This window comes from Pseudoxanthomonas sp. PXM02, assembly GCF_014851805.1.
GTDB lineage: Bacteria > Pseudomonadota > Gammaproteobacteria > Xanthomonadales > Xanthomonadaceae > Pseudoxanthomonas_A.
On record NZ_JACVAK010000001.1, the window covers coordinates 944,908 to 962,657 of the forward strand.

Annotated in this window: 18 protein-coding genes; 9 read left to right on the forward strand and 9 right to left on the reverse strand. The window is 67.7% G+C overall.

The window, feature by feature from the left end:
* The first annotated feature begins 7 nt into the window (after window positions 1-7).
* Together IB225_RS04535 and IB225_RS20335 are read left to right on the forward strand one after the other, a co-directional pair.
* Window positions 8-334 (forward strand): helix-turn-helix transcriptional regulator, encoded by a 327-nt coding sequence (locus tag IB225_RS04535; RefSeq protein ID WP_192310047.1) that lies wholly within the window; start codon window positions 8-10, stop codon window positions 332-334.
* 30 nt (window positions 335-364) lie between these two features.
* On the forward strand, window positions 365-1,093 hold the full coding sequence (locus IB225_RS20335; protein WP_225583266.1) for a nuclear transport factor 2 family protein: 729 nt from the start codon (window positions 365-367) through the stop codon (window positions 1,091-1,093).
* A 90-nt stretch (window positions 1,094-1,183) separates the two neighbouring features.
* Here the strand turns inward: IB225_RS20335 and hutU are convergent, their stop codons facing one another.
* A complete protein-coding gene (hutU, locus tag IB225_RS04545) occupies window positions 1,184-2,851 on the reverse strand; it encodes a urocanate hydratase (RefSeq protein ID WP_192310048.1) in 1,668 nt (555 codons plus the stop codon).
* 107 nt (window positions 2,852-2,958) lie between these two features.
* Here hutU and IB225_RS04550 point away from each other — a divergent pair, with 107 nt between their 5' ends.
* Window positions 2,959-3,693, forward strand: a complete 735-nt coding sequence (locus IB225_RS04550; protein ID WP_192310049.1) for a ThuA domain-containing protein — start codon at window positions 2,959-2,961, stop codon at window positions 3,691-3,693.
* Window positions 3,694-3,744: 51 nt separating this feature from the next.
* Here IB225_RS04550 and IB225_RS04555 read toward each other — a convergent pair whose 3' ends face one another.
* On the reverse strand, window positions 3,745-4,080 hold the full coding sequence (locus tag IB225_RS04555) for a hypothetical protein (protein ID WP_192310050.1): 336 nt from the start codon (window positions 4,078-4,080) through the stop codon (window positions 3,745-3,747).
* Window positions 4,081-4,168: 88 nt separating this feature from the next.
* Window positions 4,169-4,663, reverse strand: coding sequence for a nuclear transport factor 2 family protein (locus IB225_RS04560; protein WP_225583270.1), 495 nt, complete (start codon window positions 4,661-4,663; stop codon window positions 4,169-4,171).
* An 84-nt stretch (window positions 4,664-4,747) separates the two neighbouring features.
* Here IB225_RS04560 and IB225_RS04565 point away from each other — a divergent pair, with 84 nt between their 5' ends.
* From IB225_RS04565 to IB225_RS04575, 3 genes are all read left to right on the forward strand, one after another.
* Complete coding sequence (locus tag IB225_RS04565; RefSeq protein ID WP_192310051.1) at window positions 4,748-6,013, forward strand: ectonucleotide pyrophosphatase/phosphodiesterase; 1,266 nt, start codon at window positions 4,748-4,750, stop codon at window positions 6,011-6,013.
* 49 nt (window positions 6,014-6,062) lie between these two features.
* A complete protein-coding gene (locus IB225_RS04570; protein ID WP_192310052.1) occupies window positions 6,063-7,562 on the forward strand; it encodes a DNA-3-methyladenine glycosylase 2 in 1,500 nt (499 codons plus the stop codon).
* Between the two features lie 78 nt (window positions 7,563-7,640).
* On the forward strand, window positions 7,641-8,138 hold the full coding sequence (locus IB225_RS04575) for a methylated-DNA--[protein]-cysteine S-methyltransferase (RefSeq protein ID WP_192310053.1): 498 nt from the start codon (window positions 7,641-7,643) through the stop codon (window positions 8,136-8,138).
* Window positions 8,139-8,142: 4 nt separating this feature from the next.
* Here IB225_RS04575 and IB225_RS04580 read toward each other — a convergent pair whose 3' ends face one another.
* The 4 genes from IB225_RS04580 to IB225_RS04595 form a co-directional block, all read right to left on the reverse strand.
* On the reverse strand, window positions 8,143-8,904 hold the full coding sequence (locus IB225_RS04580; protein WP_192310054.1) for a LytTR family DNA-binding domain-containing protein: 762 nt from the start codon (window positions 8,902-8,904) through the stop codon (window positions 8,143-8,145).
* Window positions 8,901-10,130, reverse strand: a complete 1,230-nt coding sequence (locus IB225_RS04585; protein ID WP_192310055.1) for a histidine kinase — start codon at window positions 10,128-10,130, stop codon at window positions 8,901-8,903. The genes IB225_RS04580 and IB225_RS04585 overlap by 4 nt, the downstream gene beginning before the upstream one ends.
* Window positions 10,127-11,758, reverse strand: a complete 1,632-nt coding sequence (locus tag IB225_RS04590; RefSeq protein WP_192310056.1) for a serine hydrolase — start codon at window positions 11,756-11,758, stop codon at window positions 10,127-10,129. The genes IB225_RS04585 and IB225_RS04590 overlap by 4 nt, the downstream gene beginning before the upstream one ends.
* Window positions 11,759-11,902: 144 nt before the next feature.
* On the reverse strand, window positions 11,903-13,159 hold the full coding sequence (locus tag IB225_RS04595; protein ID WP_192310057.1) for a formimidoylglutamate deiminase: 1,257 nt from the start codon (window positions 13,157-13,159) through the stop codon (window positions 11,903-11,905).
* Here IB225_RS04595 and IB225_RS04600 point away from each other — a divergent pair.
* Together IB225_RS04600 and hutI are read left to right on the forward strand one after the other, a co-directional pair.
* Window positions 13,158-13,388, forward strand: a complete 231-nt coding sequence (locus IB225_RS04600; protein WP_192310058.1) for a hypothetical protein — start codon at window positions 13,158-13,160, stop codon at window positions 13,386-13,388. The two genes, IB225_RS04595 and IB225_RS04600, sit on opposite strands and share 2 nt — an antisense overlap.
* A 4-nt stretch (window positions 13,389-13,392) precedes the next feature.
* Window positions 13,393-14,619, forward strand: coding sequence for an imidazolonepropionase (hutI, locus tag IB225_RS04605; protein WP_192310059.1), 1,227 nt, complete (start codon window positions 13,393-13,395; stop codon window positions 14,617-14,619).
* A 66-nt stretch (window positions 14,620-14,685) separates the two neighbouring features.
* On the opposite strand, the gene IB225_RS04610 is transcribed toward hutI, so the two are convergent.
* Window positions 14,686-14,862 carry a 30S ribosomal protein THX gene (locus IB225_RS04610; protein ID WP_162339004.1) on the reverse strand — a complete coding sequence of 59 codons (177 nt, stop codon included), beginning with the start codon at window positions 14,860-14,862 and terminating at the stop codon, window positions 14,686-14,688.
* Window positions 14,863-15,002: 140 nt separating this feature from the next.
* Window positions 15,003-15,410 (reverse strand): MerC domain-containing protein, encoded by a 408-nt coding sequence (locus IB225_RS04615; RefSeq protein WP_192310060.1) that lies wholly within the window; start codon window positions 15,408-15,410, stop codon window positions 15,003-15,005.
* A gap of 92 nt (window positions 15,411-15,502) precedes the next feature.
* Here IB225_RS04615 and IB225_RS04620 point away from each other — a divergent pair, with 92 nt between their 5' ends.
* Window positions 15,503-17,674 (forward strand): TonB-dependent receptor, encoded by a 2,172-nt coding sequence (locus tag IB225_RS04620; protein WP_192310061.1) that lies wholly within the window; start codon window positions 15,503-15,505, stop codon window positions 17,672-17,674.
* Window positions 17,675-17,750: the final 76 nt, after the last annotated feature.

A 17,750-nucleotide genomic window follows, 5' to 3' on the forward strand; every position in this document is an offset into this window, starting at 1 on the left:
CGTGCGCATGCGTGCGCTGGTGCGCGCCCTCGTTCACATCGAAGCGCACTTCCGCGAGCCGCTGACACTAGGCGTGATCGCCGACGTGGCCTGCGTCAGCAAGTTCCACTTCGCGCGCCTGTTCCGCGCCGAGATCGGGATGAGTCCGATGCAGTACGTCCGCTGGCGACGCGTGATGGAAGCCAAACGCCTGCTCCGCGCCGGGCAGCAACCGCTCGTCGCCATCGCGCTGGGCCTGGGCTACTTCGACCACAGCCACTTCTCCCGCTCCTTCCACCTGGCCACCGGCATCCGCCCGCACCAGTACATGGCCACCCGCGCACGCAGCGCGTGACGCTTCGCCCTCTCCACACAGGACAACCGCATGTCATTGGATCGCTTCCCCGTCGGACAGGAAATGGACGTGTCCTACCCGAACTTCCGTGTCGCCCTCGCGTTGCTGTCCGCCACGCAGTTGCGCTTCACGATCGCCGAAGGGCCTTTCGCGCGCACGGAGGTCGTCGATATCCAGGTCATTCCGCTGGGTAACGGCCTGTTCGCGGTCAGCTGGCAGGAAAAGGACGGCGCCACCGTCACCAATGTCCAGGACTACGATCGCGGCGTGGTGCACTCATTCGCCACACTGCCCGATGGGCAGTTCCTGCGGATGACCGGGACGCTGACCATCACGCGCACGTCGGATCGCGCCAACGACCACCGTCCCCAGCGCAACAAGGCGCTGGTGCTGGAGGCGATGACGTCGTTGTTCCAGCGTCGCGATGCCGCCGCCGTGGACCGGCTGTATGCCGTGGACTACATCCAGCACAACCCCAACATCCCGCAGGGTCGCGAGGCATTGAAGCAACTGGTGGCCGGCCTGACGCCCGACGTCCACTACGAACCCGGCCTGATGGTCGCGGAAGGTGCGTTCGTCGCCATCCACGGCCGCATCCGCGGCTGGTCCGACGCGCCACAGGTGGTGATCGACCTGTTCCGCATCGAGGACGGCCGGTTGGCGGAGCACTGGGATGTGCTGCAGGACGAGGTGCCGGTGAACGCCGCGCGGGCCGGCGTGGCGATGTTCGACCCCGATGAACGTGCGCGGCAGGTCTGACACGGCGTTGTCCGCGGCAATTGACGCCACCGAACGCAGAACGGCCCGGTAAACCGGGCCGTTCGACAGACGCATGAAAGCGCCTGCGGATCACACCATCGGCAGCTTCAATCCCTGTTCTTTCGCGCACTGCACGGCGATGTCGTAGCCGGCGTCGGCATGACGCATGACGCCGGTGCCGGGGTCGTTCCACAGCACGCGGGCGATGCGCTGATCGGCAGCCTCGCTGCCATCGCAGACGACGACTACGCCAGAGTGCTGCGAGTAGCCCATGCCCACGCCGCCGCCGTGGTGCAGCGACACCCAGGTGGCGCCGCCGGCCACGTTCAACATCGCGTTGAGCAACGGCCAGTCGGATACAGCGTCGCTGCCGTCCTTCATCGCTTCGGTTTCGCGGTTCGGCGAGGCCACGCTGCCGGAATCGAGATGATCGCGACCGATCACCACCGGCGCCTTCAGTTCGCCATTGCGGACCATCTCGTTGAACGCCAGGCCCAGCTTGTGGCGCAGGCCCAGGCCCACCCAGCAGATGCGCGCCGGCAGGCCCTGGAAGCTGATGCGCTCGCGCGCCATGTCCAGCCAGCGATGCAGGTGCGCATCATCGGGAATGAGTTCCTTCACCTTGGCATCGGTCTTGTAGATGTCCTCCGGATCGCCACTCAGCGCGACCCAGCGGAACGGACCCACGCCACGGCAGAACAGCGGACGCACGTAAGCCGGGACGAAGCCGGGGAAATCGAATGCGTTCTTCAAGCCTTGATCGAACGCCATCTGGCGGATGTTGTTGCCGTAGTCGAACGTCGGCACGCCCCTCTGCTGGAACGCCAGCATCGCTTCCACATGCACGCGCATCGCCTGCTTGGCGGCATCGCGCACGCGCTCGGGTTCGGCCTTCTGCGCGGCCAGCCATTGCTCGACCGTCCAGCCGATCGGCAGGTAACCATGCACCGGATCGTGCGCACTGGTCTGGTCGGTGACGGCGTCGGGACGCACGCCGCGCTTCACCAGCTCCGGCAGGATCTCGGCCGCGTTGCCGAGCAGCGCGATGGACTTCGCTTCGCCGGACGCGGTGTACTTGGCGATGCGTGCGAGGGCGTCGTCGAGATCGGTGGCCTGCTCGTCCACGTAACGCGTGCGCAGGCGCATGTCGATGCTGGACTGGCGGCATTCGATGTTCAGCGAGCTGGCGCCGGCCAACGCCGCGGCCAGCGGCTGCGCGCCCCCCATGCCACCGAGACCGGCAGTGAGGATCCATTTGCCGGTGAGGTTGCCACCGAAGTGCTGGCGGCCCATCTCGACGAAGGTCTCGTAGGTGCCCTGCACGATGCCCTGGCTGCCGATGTAGATCCACGAGCCGGCCGTCATCTGGCCGTACATCGCCAGGCCCTTCTTGTCGAGTTCGTTGAAGTGTTCCCACGTGGCCCAGTGCGGCACCAGGTTGGAGTTGGCGATCAGTACGCGCGGCGCATCGGCGTGGGTGGGGAAGATGCCGACCGGCTTGCCCGACTGCACCAGCAAGGTCTCGTTGTCATCCAGCTCACGCAGCGACGCGAGGATAGCGTCGTAGCAGGCCCAGTCGCGCGCGGCGCGGCCGATGCCGCCGTAGACGACCAGCGAGGTGGGATCTTCCGCGACTTCCGCGTCCAGGTTGTTCTGCAGCATCCGGTACGGCGCTTCGCTGAGCCAGGACTTGCAGGTGAGCGTGGCGCCGCGCGGGGCGCGGATGACGCGGGACGGGTCGTGGCGGGGATCGGACATGGCGGGTTCCAGATGCAGACAGGCCGCCATTATCGACGCGGCCGGCGGTCGGGTGCGAGCCGGCGCGATGCTGCAGTGCGTGATGACGCGCGTGGCAGAATCCGGCCATGGCCATCTTCCGCACCGTCGTTTCCGCCGTGCTGCTGGGAACCCTGCTGTCCGCGACACCCGCCCCGGCCGCGCCACCGGAGCGCGTGCTGATCTTCACCAAGACGGCCGGCTTCCGCCATGACGCCATTCCCACCGCGGTCGCGACCTTGCGCACCCTGGTGGCCGATGCGGGCATGGCGGCCGACCACACCGAGGACGCGAACGACTTCAGTGCCGCCAACCTCGCGCGCTATCGCGTGGTGGTGTTCGCCAGCACCACCGGAGATGTGCTGGACGAGGCGCAACAGGCGGCAATGGAAGGTTTCGTCCGCGGTGGTGGCGGTTTCGTGGGTGTCCACGCCGCAGCGGACACCGAATACGACTGGCCCTGGTATGGGCGCCTCGTCGGCGCGTATTTCGCCAGCCATCCGCCGGGCCTGCAGTCGACGCAGGTGCAGCCGGAGCTCGACGGCCAGCCTGCGGGTGCACGCTGGCCGATCACCGACGAGCTGTACAACTACCGCACGAATCCGAGGCCACAGGTGCGCGTGATCGCCACCGTGGACGAGCGCGGCTACAGCGGCGGCACCATGGGCGCCGACCACCCGATTGCGTGGTGCCATGACTACGACGGTGGTCGCAGTTGGTATACCGGGCTGGGCCACGAGGCGAACGTGTACGCCGACGCGAACGTCATTGAGCAGCTGACGCGCGGGTTGCGTTACGCAGCATCACGGTCGGACGATTGCTGACCGCCACCGCGCTCCCTGAGCACGGGAAACGCGGTGGCAACACTTCACCCTTCAGCGGATCGACGGATCCAGGGTGCGCAGCGCGTCGGACAGGTTGAGGTGACCGGTGCTGTTGAGGTCATCCTTGGTGTATGCGCGGCCCGGCTGGCCGGTGCAACGCGACTTGCCATCGCGCCTGGTGATGCGGCTGCCGGTCTCGCGTACGCAGTTCGCTTCGGACAAGAGCTTCTTGTCAGCGTCGGCTGCGTGCGTCGCTGACTCCGCAGCCTTCGCGGCGTCCTGCGTGGCCGGCGTCGTCGTGGGCGTCTGCTCGGCGGTGGTCTGGGCCTGTGCAGTAGCGGCAGCCAGGCCAGCGGCGAGCAAGAACATCAGAGGAAGGCGTTTCATGGGCGGCTCCCGGACGTGAATGTGACTTCACGATACGCCCCCGACACGTCCGCAGGGACCGACGTCGCACCCAGCATTCAGGCCGAACTCAGGCTGACGGACAGGCAGCGCGTTCACCTTCGCGGAAGCGTTGCGCGGCCGCGGCGTCGGCCGGTTGCGGGGGAATGCCGTCGTCGAACAGTACACGCCAGACGCCGTCATCCCCGCGCTGCCAGACCGAGCCGAACCGGCCCAGCCGCGTAGCGCCGCTCTTCGGGTCCTCGTACAGCGCCGGACCGCTGGAATAGGCCGTTCGCCCGTCACCGCCCAGGGTCACGACGGCGGGGTACCAGCGCAGGATCAACACAGAACCGTTGATCAGGCCGGCCCATTCGCGGGTGATCGCGTCGCGGCCCCGCGTGGGCTTGCCGCTGACCCCGAAGGCGGCGTCGGGGTGGAGGTGCTCGGCGAACGCGGCCGCGTCGTGGTCGGCGACCGATCGGGCGAAACTCCGTTCACGTTGCCAGACGGCGCATTCGGCCATGCGGATGTCCTCGGGCGTGGCCGCATGGACGGGCGCGATGACGCAAGCCAGTGCCAGCAAGGACGAAAGTCGGACAGCCTGTGTCATGCGGATGCCCCCGGAGTCTGCCAAGCTGTACGCGATTTCAGCTTCTGCACGTACCGCATGCGCCTGCCATTGGTCAGGGTGACGGTGCTGGCGCTCCTGCTAGGGACAGCCGGCTGCACCACCACCCGCCCCTCCTTGCCCGCGACGCCTCCTGCCCCGCACAGCGTCGTCCTGATCTCCATCGATGGCCTGCCGGCCAGCGCCTTGGGCCGCGGCAACACGCCCGTCCTCGATGCGCTCGCCCGCGACGGCGTGCGCGCCGAATGGATGAACCCGTCCTACCCGGTGCTGACGTTCCCGAACCACTTCACCCTGGTGACCGGCCTGCGGCCCGACCGCCACGGCATCATCCACAACAGCATGCGCGACGACGCCGTCGGCGGCTTCAAGGTGGCCGACAAGACGGCCGGCGCCGATGCACGCTGGTGGCAGGGCGAACCGATCTGGAACACCGCCGAAAAAGCCGGCCTGCGCACCGCCATCTGGGCCTGGCCGGGCAACGCGGCCCCGATCGAGGGACTGCGCCCGACGCGCTGGGTGCCCTATTCGCCCGAGATCAGTTCCGCCGACCGCGCCGACCAGGTGGCGGCGTGGATGACCGAACCGGCCACGACTCGCCCGCGGCTGGCCGCGCTGTACTTCGAGCGCGTCGACAACGTCGGCCATGACCAGGGACCCGAGGCACCAGAAACCCACGCCGCGATCCGCGAAGTGGACGCCGCCGTCGGCCGGCTGGTGCAGGCGCTCGACGCGCACGGACTGCGTGCCAGCACCGATGTGGTGGTCGTGTCCGACCACGGCATGGCACCGGTGCGGCCGGACCAGTACATCGCGATCGAAGACATGGCCACGATCGAGCAGGCCGAAGCGGTCAGCACCGGCCAGGTGATCGGCTTCAATCCGCGCGCAGGCCACGAAGCGGCCACCTACCAGCGCCTGCTCGGCCGCCATGCGCACTACACCTGCTGGCGCAAGCAGGACCTGCCGGCACGCTGGCACTACGGCACGCATCCGCGCATCCCCGCGATCGTCTGCCAGTTCGACGAAGGGTGGAACGGACTGCCGGCCGCACAACTGGCCCGTGCGACGACGGAGCACCTCAACCGCGGCTCGCACGGCTACGACAACGCGTTTCCGTCGATGCGGGCGGTGTTCGTGGCGGCCGGCCCGAGTTTCCGTCATGGCATGACGCTGCCCGCGTTCGACAACGTGGACGTCTACCCGTTGCTGGCGAGGCTGCTGGGCGTCACCCCGGCGCGCAATGATGGCTCGTCCGACGTGTTCACCCCCGTGCTGACGCCGCGGACCGACACCGCCCATTGATGTCCGGAAACGGCGAGTCCGTGCGCAGGGGCGGTGCTAGCCTGCGCACATGCCCGCTGCCGATGCCACCGCCCTGCCCGATCCGCGCGTCTGCGAACAGGCGCGCCTGAGTCGCGACGCGCGCTTCGACGGCCTGTTCTTCACCGCAGTCACCAGCACGCGCATCTATTGCCGGCCGGTCTGCCCGGCGCCCGCACCGAAACCCGCCAACATCGTGTACTACCGCCATGCCGCAGCAGCGGAGGCAGCAGGATTTCGTCCCTGCCTGCGCTGCCGCCCGGAACTCGCGCCCGGCGACGGCGCATGGCGACGTGGCGATGACGTGGTGGCGCGCGCCTTGAAGCTCATCGAACAGGGCGCGCTGGTCGATGCGCCCTTGTCGACGTTGGCCGACAAGGTGGGATTGGGCGAACGGCAGCTGCGTCGCCTCTTCAGCGAACGGCTGGGCGCCACACCCAACGAGGTGCACGGCACGCGCCGCCTGCTGTTCGCCAAGCAGCTGTTGACCGAGACCGCGCTGCCGATCACGCAGGTGGCGCTGGCGGCGGGCTTCGGCAGCCTCACCCGTTTCAACACCGCGTTCCGCGAGGAGTACCGCATGGCGCCGCGGGAACTACGCAAGCGCGATGTGCCGCCCGCGGACGACGGTGTGACGCTGCGGCTCGGCTATCGCCCGCCCTACGACCTGACGGCGATGCTGGATTTCCTGCGCGGGCGTGCATTGCCCGGCGTTGAAGCGGTGGACGACCGCAGCTACCGGCGCGTGGTCGGCACGGCCGACGCCCCGGGCTGGCTGCGTGTCAGTGCCTGGGGCGGCGATGCGCATGCGCTCAGGCTGGAACTGCATGGCGCCGCGCCGGCCGGCCTGCTGGGCATCGTGCAGCGGCTGCGTCGCATGTTCGACCTCGACGCGGATCCGCACGTCATCGCGCAGGCGCTTGGCGGCGATGCGCGCCTGCGCCCGTTGCTGGAGGCACGCCCCGGACTGCGGCTGCCGAGTGGCTGGGACGGTTTCGAGATCGCGGTGCGCGCGGTGATCGGCCAGCAGGTCAGCGTGGCCGCCGCACGCACGCTGACCGCGCGGTTGGCGCAACGACACGGCACACCGCTGCCGGTCGCGTTCGACGGGTTGACGCACCTGTTCCCGACGCCGGACCGGCTGGCCGATGTCGACCTGACCGAAATCGGCCTGACCCGTGCGCGCGCCGACACGATCCGCGGACTGTCGCGCGCGTTGCTGGAGGGCCGCGTCGACTTCAATCCCGAGCGGACGCTGGAGGATTTCACCTCGCGCTGGGTCGCGTTGCCCGGCATCGGTCCGTGGACCGCGCACTACATGGCGCTGCGCGCGCTCGGCCATCCGGATGCATTTCCCGCCGACGACCTGGTGCTGCAGAAGGCCGTCCCCACCGATGGCGTGCGCATGACCGCCAAAGCATTGACCGCGCGCGCGGAAGCGTGGCGGCCGTGGCGCGCGTATGCGGTGATCCATGTATGGAAGGGCAGCATGGCGGCAGCGAAGCCCTCCGCTGTTGTGGGAGCGACGTAAGTCGCGATGAAGCTTTACCGATGACCCATCGCGACTTACGTCGCTCCCACATCCAAGCTGCCCTATCCTGCCCACGCCATGATCCTCTTCCGCCATCTCGACAGCCCCGTCGGCACGCTGACCATCGCCGCGACGGATGCCGGCCTGCATGCGATCGAGTTCCCCCGCAACCGACATCCGGCGGACCGGCAAGGATGGACGGAAGGCGACCACGCCGTGATCGATCTCGCTGCGCGCCAGTTGGACGAATACTTCGCAGCCACGCGGCGTGCGTTCGATCTGCCGCTGGCACCGCGTGGCACCGAGTTCCAGCGCACGGTGTGGATGACGCTGGCGGGCATCGGCTATGGCGACACGATCAGCTACGCACAGTTGGCGCAACGCGTGGGCAAGCCGACCGCGATGCGTGCGGTGGGCGCGGCGAACGGACGCAATCCGCTGCCGATCGTGCTGCCCTGCCATCGGGTCATTGGCGCGGACGGGTCGCTGACCGGCTTCGGTGGCGGCCTGCCGACCAAGCAGTTCCTGTTGCAGTTGGAAGGCGCGCTGCCGCCGGCCGACGACCTGTTCGGCTGACCGGCTACATGCCGCGGAATCGCTGCTGGAACGCAGCGCTGACTGGCAGCACGTCGCTGCGACCCTTGATGCTGAGCTGCTGCCGGCCGAGTTCGTCCTTGCGTACGCGGTCGATCGCCTGCACGCGCACCAGGACGCCACGGTGCACCTGCCAGAACACATCCGGATCCAGGCCACCGAGCAGTTCCTTCAATGGCATGCGGATGATGGCCTCGTCGGTGGCGGTCGCCACGCGCACGTACTTGTCCTGCGCCTGGAAGAACAGCACGTCGTCGACGGCGATCATGCGCACGCTGTCGCCGACGCTGGCGGTGATCCAGCGGATCAGCCGATCGCCCTGCGGCCGCAGGCGGGCCTCCAGATCGTCGATGAGGGTGCGCAGATCGGGCTTGCGCGCATCGGCCAGCCGCTCGCGTACGCGCGCGACCGCCTGCTCCAGCCGCGCGTCCTGCACGGGCTTGAGCAGATAGTCGGCCGCGCCGGCCTCGAAGGCCCGGATCGCGTAGTCCTCGTACGCCGTGGTGAAGACGACCAGGCCGCCTTGCGCCACCACCTGTCGCGCGACATCCAGCCCGCTGACGCCGGGCATGCGGATATCGAGGAAGGCGACCCGCGGGCGATGCTGCGCGACGGCCTCCATCGCCGACACGCCGTCCTCGCAGATCGCCACCACGTCGAGCTCCGGCCACGCCACGCGCAACTGCTGCTGCAGCGCGCGGCGCTGAGGCGCTTCGTCTTCGGCGATCAGGGCGGTGACCGGCGTCATGAGGACGACCCTATCGGCACGCGGATCTCGGCGCAAACTCCGCGCCCGGAATCACCGGCCGTCAGCGAGAACATGGCCTGCGTGCCGTAGCGCGCGGCCAGTTGTTCACGGACATTCGCCAGCCCCATCCCCGTGCTCAGGCCGGGCTGCAGGCCGGCGCCATCGTCGCTGACGCGGACGCGCAAGCCGGCACCGTCGCGCACTGCGGCCACCTCAACCCGCCCCGCGCCGGGGCGCGGCTCGATGCCGTGCTTGATCGCGTTCTCCACCAGCGTGATCAGCAGCGACGGCGGGAACGGCAGCGCGCGTAGCGATTCATCCGCCTGCACGGCGTACGCCAGTCGCCCGCCCATGCGCACCTGCATCAGCGCCAGGTAGCTCGCGCAGATATCGAGCTGTTGGCCCAGCGTCGCATGCAGGCTGCGGTCTTCGCGCAGCTTGGGAATGGTGGCGCGCAGGAAGTCGACCAGCGCGTCGAGCGTGGCCTCGGCCTGCACCGGATCCTGCCGCACCAGCGCGCGCACCGAGGCCAGCGTGTTGAACAGGAAGTGCGGTTCGACCTGTGCCTGCAGCACGCCGAGGCGAAGATCGGCCTCGTGCACGCGTCCTTCCAGCGCGTGCACTTCACGCGCATGGTGGTGGTCGTCCCAGCGACGACGCTCGCTGAAATACGCCCGCAGTGCCAAGCCGCCACCGAACAGTCCGTAGATGAGCACCAGCGCGGCGACATTGATCGCCAGTCCTATCGCCTTCAGCAGCGGTGCGGGCGGCACTACCTGCTCGGGCATCGGCAGGCCCGCGGCCAGCATGCCCGGTCGGATCAGCTGGTCGAGGTACGACGATGCCACGCGGTCGACGAAGAAGCTCAGCACCATGCCGACCAGCACTGCCACCACCACCGCCTTGCGCTCGCGTGCCTCCGGCCAGCGCAGGTGGCGCACCGCCGTGGCCAACGCCGGCCCCAGTGTCGCCATCAGGCTGAAGGCGACGAACTGGGTCGCCGTCACCTTCAACGCGATATCGAACTGCCGTACCGCGAGCCCGGTGCCCGCCCCGATGAAGCCCGCCACCACCACGATGATGCTGCAGAACAACAGACTGCGGCCCGCCAGCCAACGGGAGCCGAACACCGGATACCGGCGATAGCGGCTCAGTACCGAGCCACCGCCAACGAGTACGTCGGCGGGCAGCGGCTGCGTCAGCGCATAGTCCTGTCGCGTGGTCACTGCTTCTCGCCCCGCAGTTGCTGGCCGGCCTGCTTCAACGTCAACGCGGCGACCTTGCCGGCGGCATCGCGCTCGAAGCGGATTTCCGCGCCCACCGCATCCATCACGAACACATCGCGCTCCACCGCCTGCACGGGCAGTGCAGGCTGTCCGGTGCCCTGGATGGTCAACGCATCGCCCTGCACCTTCACCGTCAGCCCGAAGCCCGGCACGAGCGGATACTCGCCTTCATAGTCGCGCAGCGTGGCGGGATCGACGGCGAACGCCGGCGTCGCGACCGCCTTGTCGATGCGCGTGGCCGGCAGTGCGCCCCCCATCTGCATCCAGGTGAAGGTGTAACCGTTCGCGCCGCGTTGCGGCCGCAGGACGGCATCGAAGTCACGCGGATAGAAGTCGCCCGCGCTGTCGTAACTCATCGCGTACGTACCCTGCCCTGCGGGCTGGATTTCCAGCGCATTGCCCTTCCGGCGCAGCGTCATTTTCATGCCGCCGGCCAACGCGTAGTCGCCCACCAATGCGTCGAGCAGCGCGGCATCAGGTGTGGCTTCCAGGCGCGGCGCACCGAGCGGAAGGCTGGCATCGACCAGGTGCAGGCCCAGCGACCCGAGGCTGCCGATCGAGTTCCAGGTCGTATCGGAGAGGATCACTACGCCACGGCGTTTCTCCTTGTCGAACGAGACGAAGGACGAGAAGCCTCCCGTGCCGCCCTCGTGCACATGCACGGTGCGTCCGCCGACCGGCATCAGCATCCAGTTCATCGCCATCGGGGGCGCGTCGGACACCTTCTGCTGCGACAGCTTCAGTGCAGGCGCGATAGCGCTTGCCTCCGCGTCGAGCTGTCCCTGCAAGTAGCGGACCATGTCGTCGAGTGTGGCGCGCGCGCCGCCCACACCGGCGAGATTGGTCTGGAAATGCCAGGCGGACGTCGGTCGCGCATTCGGCGTATGCCCGGCCGCCGCGCGAACGCCTGCGGGCGGGGTGTTGATGTAGGCGTGCTCCATGCCGAGTGGCGCGAACAGTCGCTGCTTCATCAGCGTTTCCAGATCCGTGCCGGCGCGGTGGGCAACTGCGAACGACAGCACCATCGACGCGAAGTTGGAGTACTCGAACTTCGTCCCCGGCGCGGCGTCCAGGGTCACGTCGCCCAGCGACGCGAGCAGTGCGGCCTCGTCCAGCTTCGCGTACGGATCCGTCATGTCGGGCGCCCCCATGCGTGATGGCAGCGCCGGCAATCCGGAGGTGTGGGTCACGACATGCCGCAGAAGAATGGGCTTGCCCTGGAAGTCGGGCAGCTTCGTGCCCGGTGGCAGCCATGCCGACAGCGGATCATCCAGCGATCCGTTGCCCTGGGAGATCAGGTCGGCCAGCAGCGCGGCGGTCATCGTCTTGGTGACGGAGCCGATTTCGAACGCCGTGTCGGGTCCGATGCGCGACGTGTCCTTGGCATCCGCACACTGGAAGGTGCGGGCCACCGACCCGTTCTCGACAATGGCCACCGCCATGCAGGCACCGGTCCGGTCGCCCTGCAGGCGCTGGCTGACGGTATCGGCGAGCGAGGCATCGGTCATCGCATGGGCGGAACCGCTGGCGATCGCCAGCGTCAGGGCAAGGGTGTGTGCGTAGGGCATGGCGCGGCTCCTGAGGGGACGGAGGCCATGCTGCCGTGCCTTCTCCATCGCCATGCGGACATCGGATGGACGCCGGCCTGCCCGCGACGGAACCCCCGATCCGGCCGATGATCCGCCACGCGGCGACGTCATCCTCCGGCCGCCTCAATCACGCAACAGCTGCCGGAGCGTTTCACCGTACCGGCGCGCGATGGCCTCGCGCTCCACATGCTGCCCATCGGTGACGACCTCGCGACCGGCGACGCGCACCTGCTTCACCAGCGACCGATTGCCGGCGAACAACCAGCGATCCACCAGGTCATTGCGCGTTGCGCCAACCAGCGCCGGTGCATCGGCATCCAGCAGTACCAGATCATCTTTGCCACCCGGGAAGCCAATGGCGTCCGTCGCACTTTCCAGTACGCCCTGCAGCAGCGTCTCGCCGACACTGGGTGAATCTGCGGTCACTGCGATGTTGCGATGGCGCGTAACCAGACGCTGGCCATACTCCAGCCAGCGCAATTCTTCCACCGGCGACACCGAGACATGCGAATCCGATCCGATGCCCCAACGCCCGCCCGCCTGCAGGTATTCGCGTAATGGGAACAAGCCGTCGCCGAGGTTGGCTTCGGTCGTCGGACAGATTGCCACGGTCGCGCCGCTGGCGGCGATGCCATGCGTCTCTTCCTGCGTCAGATGCGTGGCATGAACCAGTGTCCAGCGCCGGTCGACCTGGAACTCGCGTAACAACCATTCGACCGGTCGCGCATTGCGCACCGCCAGACAGTCCTGGACTTCGCCCACCTGTTCGGCGATATGGATGTGGATCGGTGCGTCGGCGGGCAGTGCGGCCAGCACCTCACGCATGGCGGCTTCGGGCACGGCACGCAGGCTGTGGAAAGCGCAGCCGACGCGCAGTTGGTCATCCTGTAGCGGACGCAGGCCGTCGATCAGGCGGAGGAAGCCGTCGACGCCGTGACCGAAACGCTGCTGCCTGGCCGACAGCGCGCGCCCATCGAAACCACCGGTCATGTACAGCACCGGCAGCAGCGTCATCCGGATGCCGGTATCGCGTGCCGCGGCGATCAGCGCCTTCGACATGGCGGCGGCATCGGCATAGGGCGTGCCGTCCGGCTGGTGATGGACGTAGTGGAACTCGCACACCGTGGTGTAGCCGGCTTCCAGCATTTCCGCGTAGAGCTGTGTCGCCACTGCGTACGTGCTGTCGGGATCCATGCGCGCAGCGAAGCGGTACATGATCTCGCGCCAGGTCCAGAAGCTGTCTTCCGGATGCGTCTGCCGTTCCGCCATGCCTGCCATGGCCCGCTGGAACGCATGGGAATGCAGGTTGGCGATGCCGGGCACGCGCCAGCCGCCTTCGATGGCATGGACCTGGCCTGCGGTGGAGTCGGGATTGGACATGGCGATGCTTACGGCCGGCGACAGGGGTGCGTTAGGCTACCGCGTCGCTACCTTCCCTGGCACGTCCATGGACCTTATGGAAATCTTCCTGCTTGCCGCTGCGGCGATACTTTTCGCGCTCTTCGTGTTCGTCAAGGCGGCGCGAGGCGGGCATGACAGTGGCGGCAACGGCAGCGTCCACGGGTTGGAAGGCGATTCGGATGGAGGCGGCGATGGCGGAGGAGATTGATCTCATGGCGAGCCGCTGGGATGGCCTGCTGTTGAATGCCCGACTGGTGACGCTGGCTGGCGACACCGGCTACGGCGTGAGCGAGAACGCCGCGCTGGCATGGCGCAATGGCGTTCTGACCTATGCAGGCCCTGCCGACCAGCTGCCTGCATCATCTGATGCGCTGGCTGACGCCGTCATCGACGCATGCGGCGAATGGGTCACGCCCGGCCTGATCGACTGCCATACGCACGTGGTCTTCGGCGGCGACCGCGCCGGCGAGTTCGAGCAGCGCCTGCAAGGCGCCAGCTACGAGGACATCGCGCGCGCCGGTGGCGGGATCGTCTCGACCGTGCGGGCGACCCGTGCCGCCAGCGAGGCGGGCCTGTTCGCGCAGTCGCTGCCGCGCGCGCAAGCCTTGCGCGATGACGGCGTGACCACGCTGGAGATCAAGTCCGGTTACGGGCTGGATCTGGAGAACGAACGCAAGATGCTGCGCGTGGCGCGCCGCATCGGCGAGGAACTCGGCATCACGGTACGCACGACCTTCCTTGGCGCCCATGCGCTGCCACCGGAGTACGCCGGCCGTGCGGACGACTACATTTCCGCGGTCTGCGAGTGGTTGCCGCTGCTGCACGCAGAAGGACTGGTCGATGCGGCGGATGCGTTCTGCGAGCGCATCGGGTTTACGGACGCGCAGACACGGCGCGTGTTCGAGGTTGCGCGTGAACTCGGGCTTCCGGTCAAGCTGCACGCGGACCAGCTCAGCGATGGCGGTGGTGCCGCACTCGTGGCCGGTTTCGGTGGCCTGTCCGCCGACCATGTCGAGTACACGTCAGAGGCGGGCGTCGCGGCGATGAAGCAGGCCGGCAGTGTCGCCGTGCTGCTGCCGGGCGCGTTCCACGTGCTGCGTGAAACGAAGCTGCCACCGCTGGAGGCGTTCCGTGCCCAAGGCGTGCCGATGGCGGTCGCAACCGACTGCAATCCCGGCACGTCACCGCTGCAATCGTTGCGACTGGCAATGTCGCTCGCCTGCACGCATTTTCGTCTGACGCCGGAAGAAGCGCTGCGGGGTGCCACCGTGCATGCAGCGCAGGCCTTGGGGTTGCAGGATCGCGGACGCCTGGTGACCGGACAACGCGCGGACTTCGTCCGCTGGCGCATCAGCGAACCCGCGCAACTCGCGTACTGGCTGGGCGGGGATCTGGTTTCCGCCGTCCATGTCGGCGGACGCAACGTCACCCGCGACTAGAAAAACGAAAACCCCGGCCAGGGCCGGGGTTTCGTGTTCGCTGCCGGCGATACCGGCGCGGATGGCTTACGCCTTGGCGACGGCCTTCTTGGCCACGGCCTTCTTCGCCGGCGCCTTCACGACCGACTTCTTGGCGGTGGCAGTGGCAGCGATGCCGGCCTTGGCGACGGTGCGCTTGCGCGCGTTGCCGTAGCTGGACGAATAGCGCTTGCCCTTGGCCGTCTTGCGATCACCCTTGCCCATCTTTGTTCTCCTGATTCGATGAAAAGTCCGTCCCGGTCGGGACGGTTGCGCGGTTGCCCACAGGTCCGGGGGCCACGCGCGAGGCCGCAAAGCCTACCACAGCAAGGCCTTCCGGGCCGCAGTCCGGCCCGCTCCACGGCTCAATGCGCGCAGCTGGCGTCGTGGACGTGCCAGTGGTTCAGGCGCAAGTTCAGCAGGTGGGCCAGGCCCACCAGCATGCCGCCGATCGTCATCACGATGGCGTGGGGAACGACGGATTCATGCAGCGGCGTGTACAGCACGCCGGCCCACAGGGCGGACAGGCCGAACAGCAGCATGCCCAACGCGCGGAAAACACGGTGGCGGCGGTAGCCCCAGATCAGGCTGAAAAGCCCCAGCACCGTGACGAACACGACGAAAGCCCGCTCGAATCCATCGCCCAGCCAGACCGACAAGCCGAGCGAGGGAATGACGGCCAGCAGCAACGGCGTGATGGCGCAGTGGAGCGCGCAGACCAGCGAGCCGGCAGCGGCAAAGCGGTCGATCAGGGAGCGGAAAGAGGACTTCATGGGGGACAAGTATGACTTCCGGGAGGGTTATATTGTCACTATTGGTATATTATAACATCTTCAACTTCTCCACCATGAGTGACGTCACGCCCATGCCATTCCCCCGCAACGTGCTTCCCGCCCCCCACCTGCTCGCCGCCGCCCTCGCCTTGGCGCTCGCCTCCCCCGCCGCGCTGGCCGATGACGCCGGCGGCACCCAGGCCAAGGACCTGGATGCCGTGGTGGTGACCGCTTCGCCGTTGAAGGGCAATGCCGAATCGGTGGCCACCCCGGTGGACGTGCTTTACGGCGAAGACCTAGACAAGGCCAAGGCCGGCACCCTCGGCGAGACCGTCGCCAAGCTGCCGGGCGTGCAAACCACCTACTTCGGTACCGGCGTCGGCCGTCCGATCATCCGCGGCCAGGAGGGCCCGCGTGTGCAGGTGCTGTCCGGCGGTATTGGCTCGATGGACGCCTCCACGGTCAGCGCCGACCACGCCGTCAGCATCGAACCCTTTCTCGCCGACCAGATCGAAGTGCTGAAGGGCCCTGCCACGCTGCTGTTCGGCAGCGGCGCCATCGGCGGCGCCGTCAACGTCGTCGACGGTCGCCTGGCCGAATCCATCCCCGACCAGCCGCTCAGCGGCCGCGCAGAGGTCCGCGGCAACACCGTTAATGACGAGCGCACCGGCATGTTCCGCCTCGATGGCGTGAACGGAAACTGGGTGCTGCACGTCGACGGTCTGGTGCGCGACACCGACGACTACGACATTCCCGGCGTTGCCATCCTGCACGATCACGAGGAAGGCGAGGAACACGAAGAAGAGCCGCAGCCCAACGGCACGCTGCCGAACAGTTCGATCAAGACCAAGGCCGGCGCGATTGGCGCCACCTATCTCGGCGATCGCGGCTATTTCGGCCTGGCCGCCAGCACCTACCGCAGCAACTACGGCATTCCCGCCGGTGCGCACGTGCATGGCGAGGAAGACCACGATCATGACCACGACGGCGAGGAGGACCATGATCACGAGGAGCACGAGGAAGGTCCGGTTCGCATCGACATGGTGCAGAACCGCCTGGACATGAAGGCCGGCGTCTACAACCCGGTGTCCTTCCTGGAAAGCATCAACCTGCGTGCTGCCTGGAACGACTACGAGCACATCGAACTGGAAGGCGACGAGGTCGGCACGCGCTTCACCAACGAAGGCTACGACGCACGTCTGGAGGCCGTGCAGAAGGCGTGGAACGGCTGGCGTGGTGCGTTCGGCCTGCAGTTCGGCAGCACCGACTTCAACGCCGTAGGCGCGGAGGCCTTCGTGCCGCCGACCGTCACCGATACGCTGGGCCTGTTCGTGGTGCAGGAGAAGGATTTCGGCCCGTGGAAGCTGGAACTCGGCGGCCGCTACGATCAGGTCAAGCTGAAGCCCGAAGATCGCGCCTCGACGGACTTCGATGCGATCAACCTGTCGGCTGCCGCCATCTGGCGTCTGAGTGACGGCTTCGACCTGCGCTTCGGCCTGGACCGTTCCGAGCGCGCGCCGACCAACGAGGAACTGTTCGCCGGCGGTACCCACGTCGCCACGCAGTCGATCGAGATCGGTGATGCGACACTGGATACCGAGAAGGGCGTGCGTGCCGAGATCGGTGCGCATTGGCACACCGATCGTGTCGACCTGAAGTTCGCGGTCTACCAGACGAAGTTCAAGGATTTCATCTACCTCACCGACACCGGCGTGGAAGAAGAAGGCTATCCGGTTCGCTTGTGGACGCAGGACGATGCCACGTTCACCGGCGCCGAGGCCGAAGCGAAGATCCAGCTCGCCGACACGGCCGCCGGCATGTGGGATCTGCGCCTGTATGGCGACTACGTGCGTGCGAAGCTGGATGGCAGTGGGCTGCGAACCGTTGCGTTCGAAGTCCCGCATGGCGACCACACGCACGGCTACGAGGTCGATATCGCGCAGGGCGGCTACCTGCCCCGCATCGCCCCGATACGTGTCGGCGCGGACCTGGGCTGGTCGCTGGGCGGCTGGCGCGCATCGCTGGGTGCGGTGCGCTACAGCAAGCAGGACGACGTTGCGCAGAACGAGCACACCAGCGACGGGTATACGCTGGTCGATGCCCATGTGGCGTACCGCTGGGATCGCACCGCGTCGAGCTGGGAGGTGTTCCTCGATGGCAGCAACCTGACCGACGAAGAAGCGCGCCCGCATACCTCGCTGCTGCGCGACTACGCGCCGCTGCCGGGCCGTGGCGTGGCGTTCGGCATCCGCGCCTACTTCTGACCTGCGGTCTCTCCGGGGCGGCTGGCCGGGATGGCAGCCGCCCTTCTTGACAGTCATTACGTGCATATACACATAA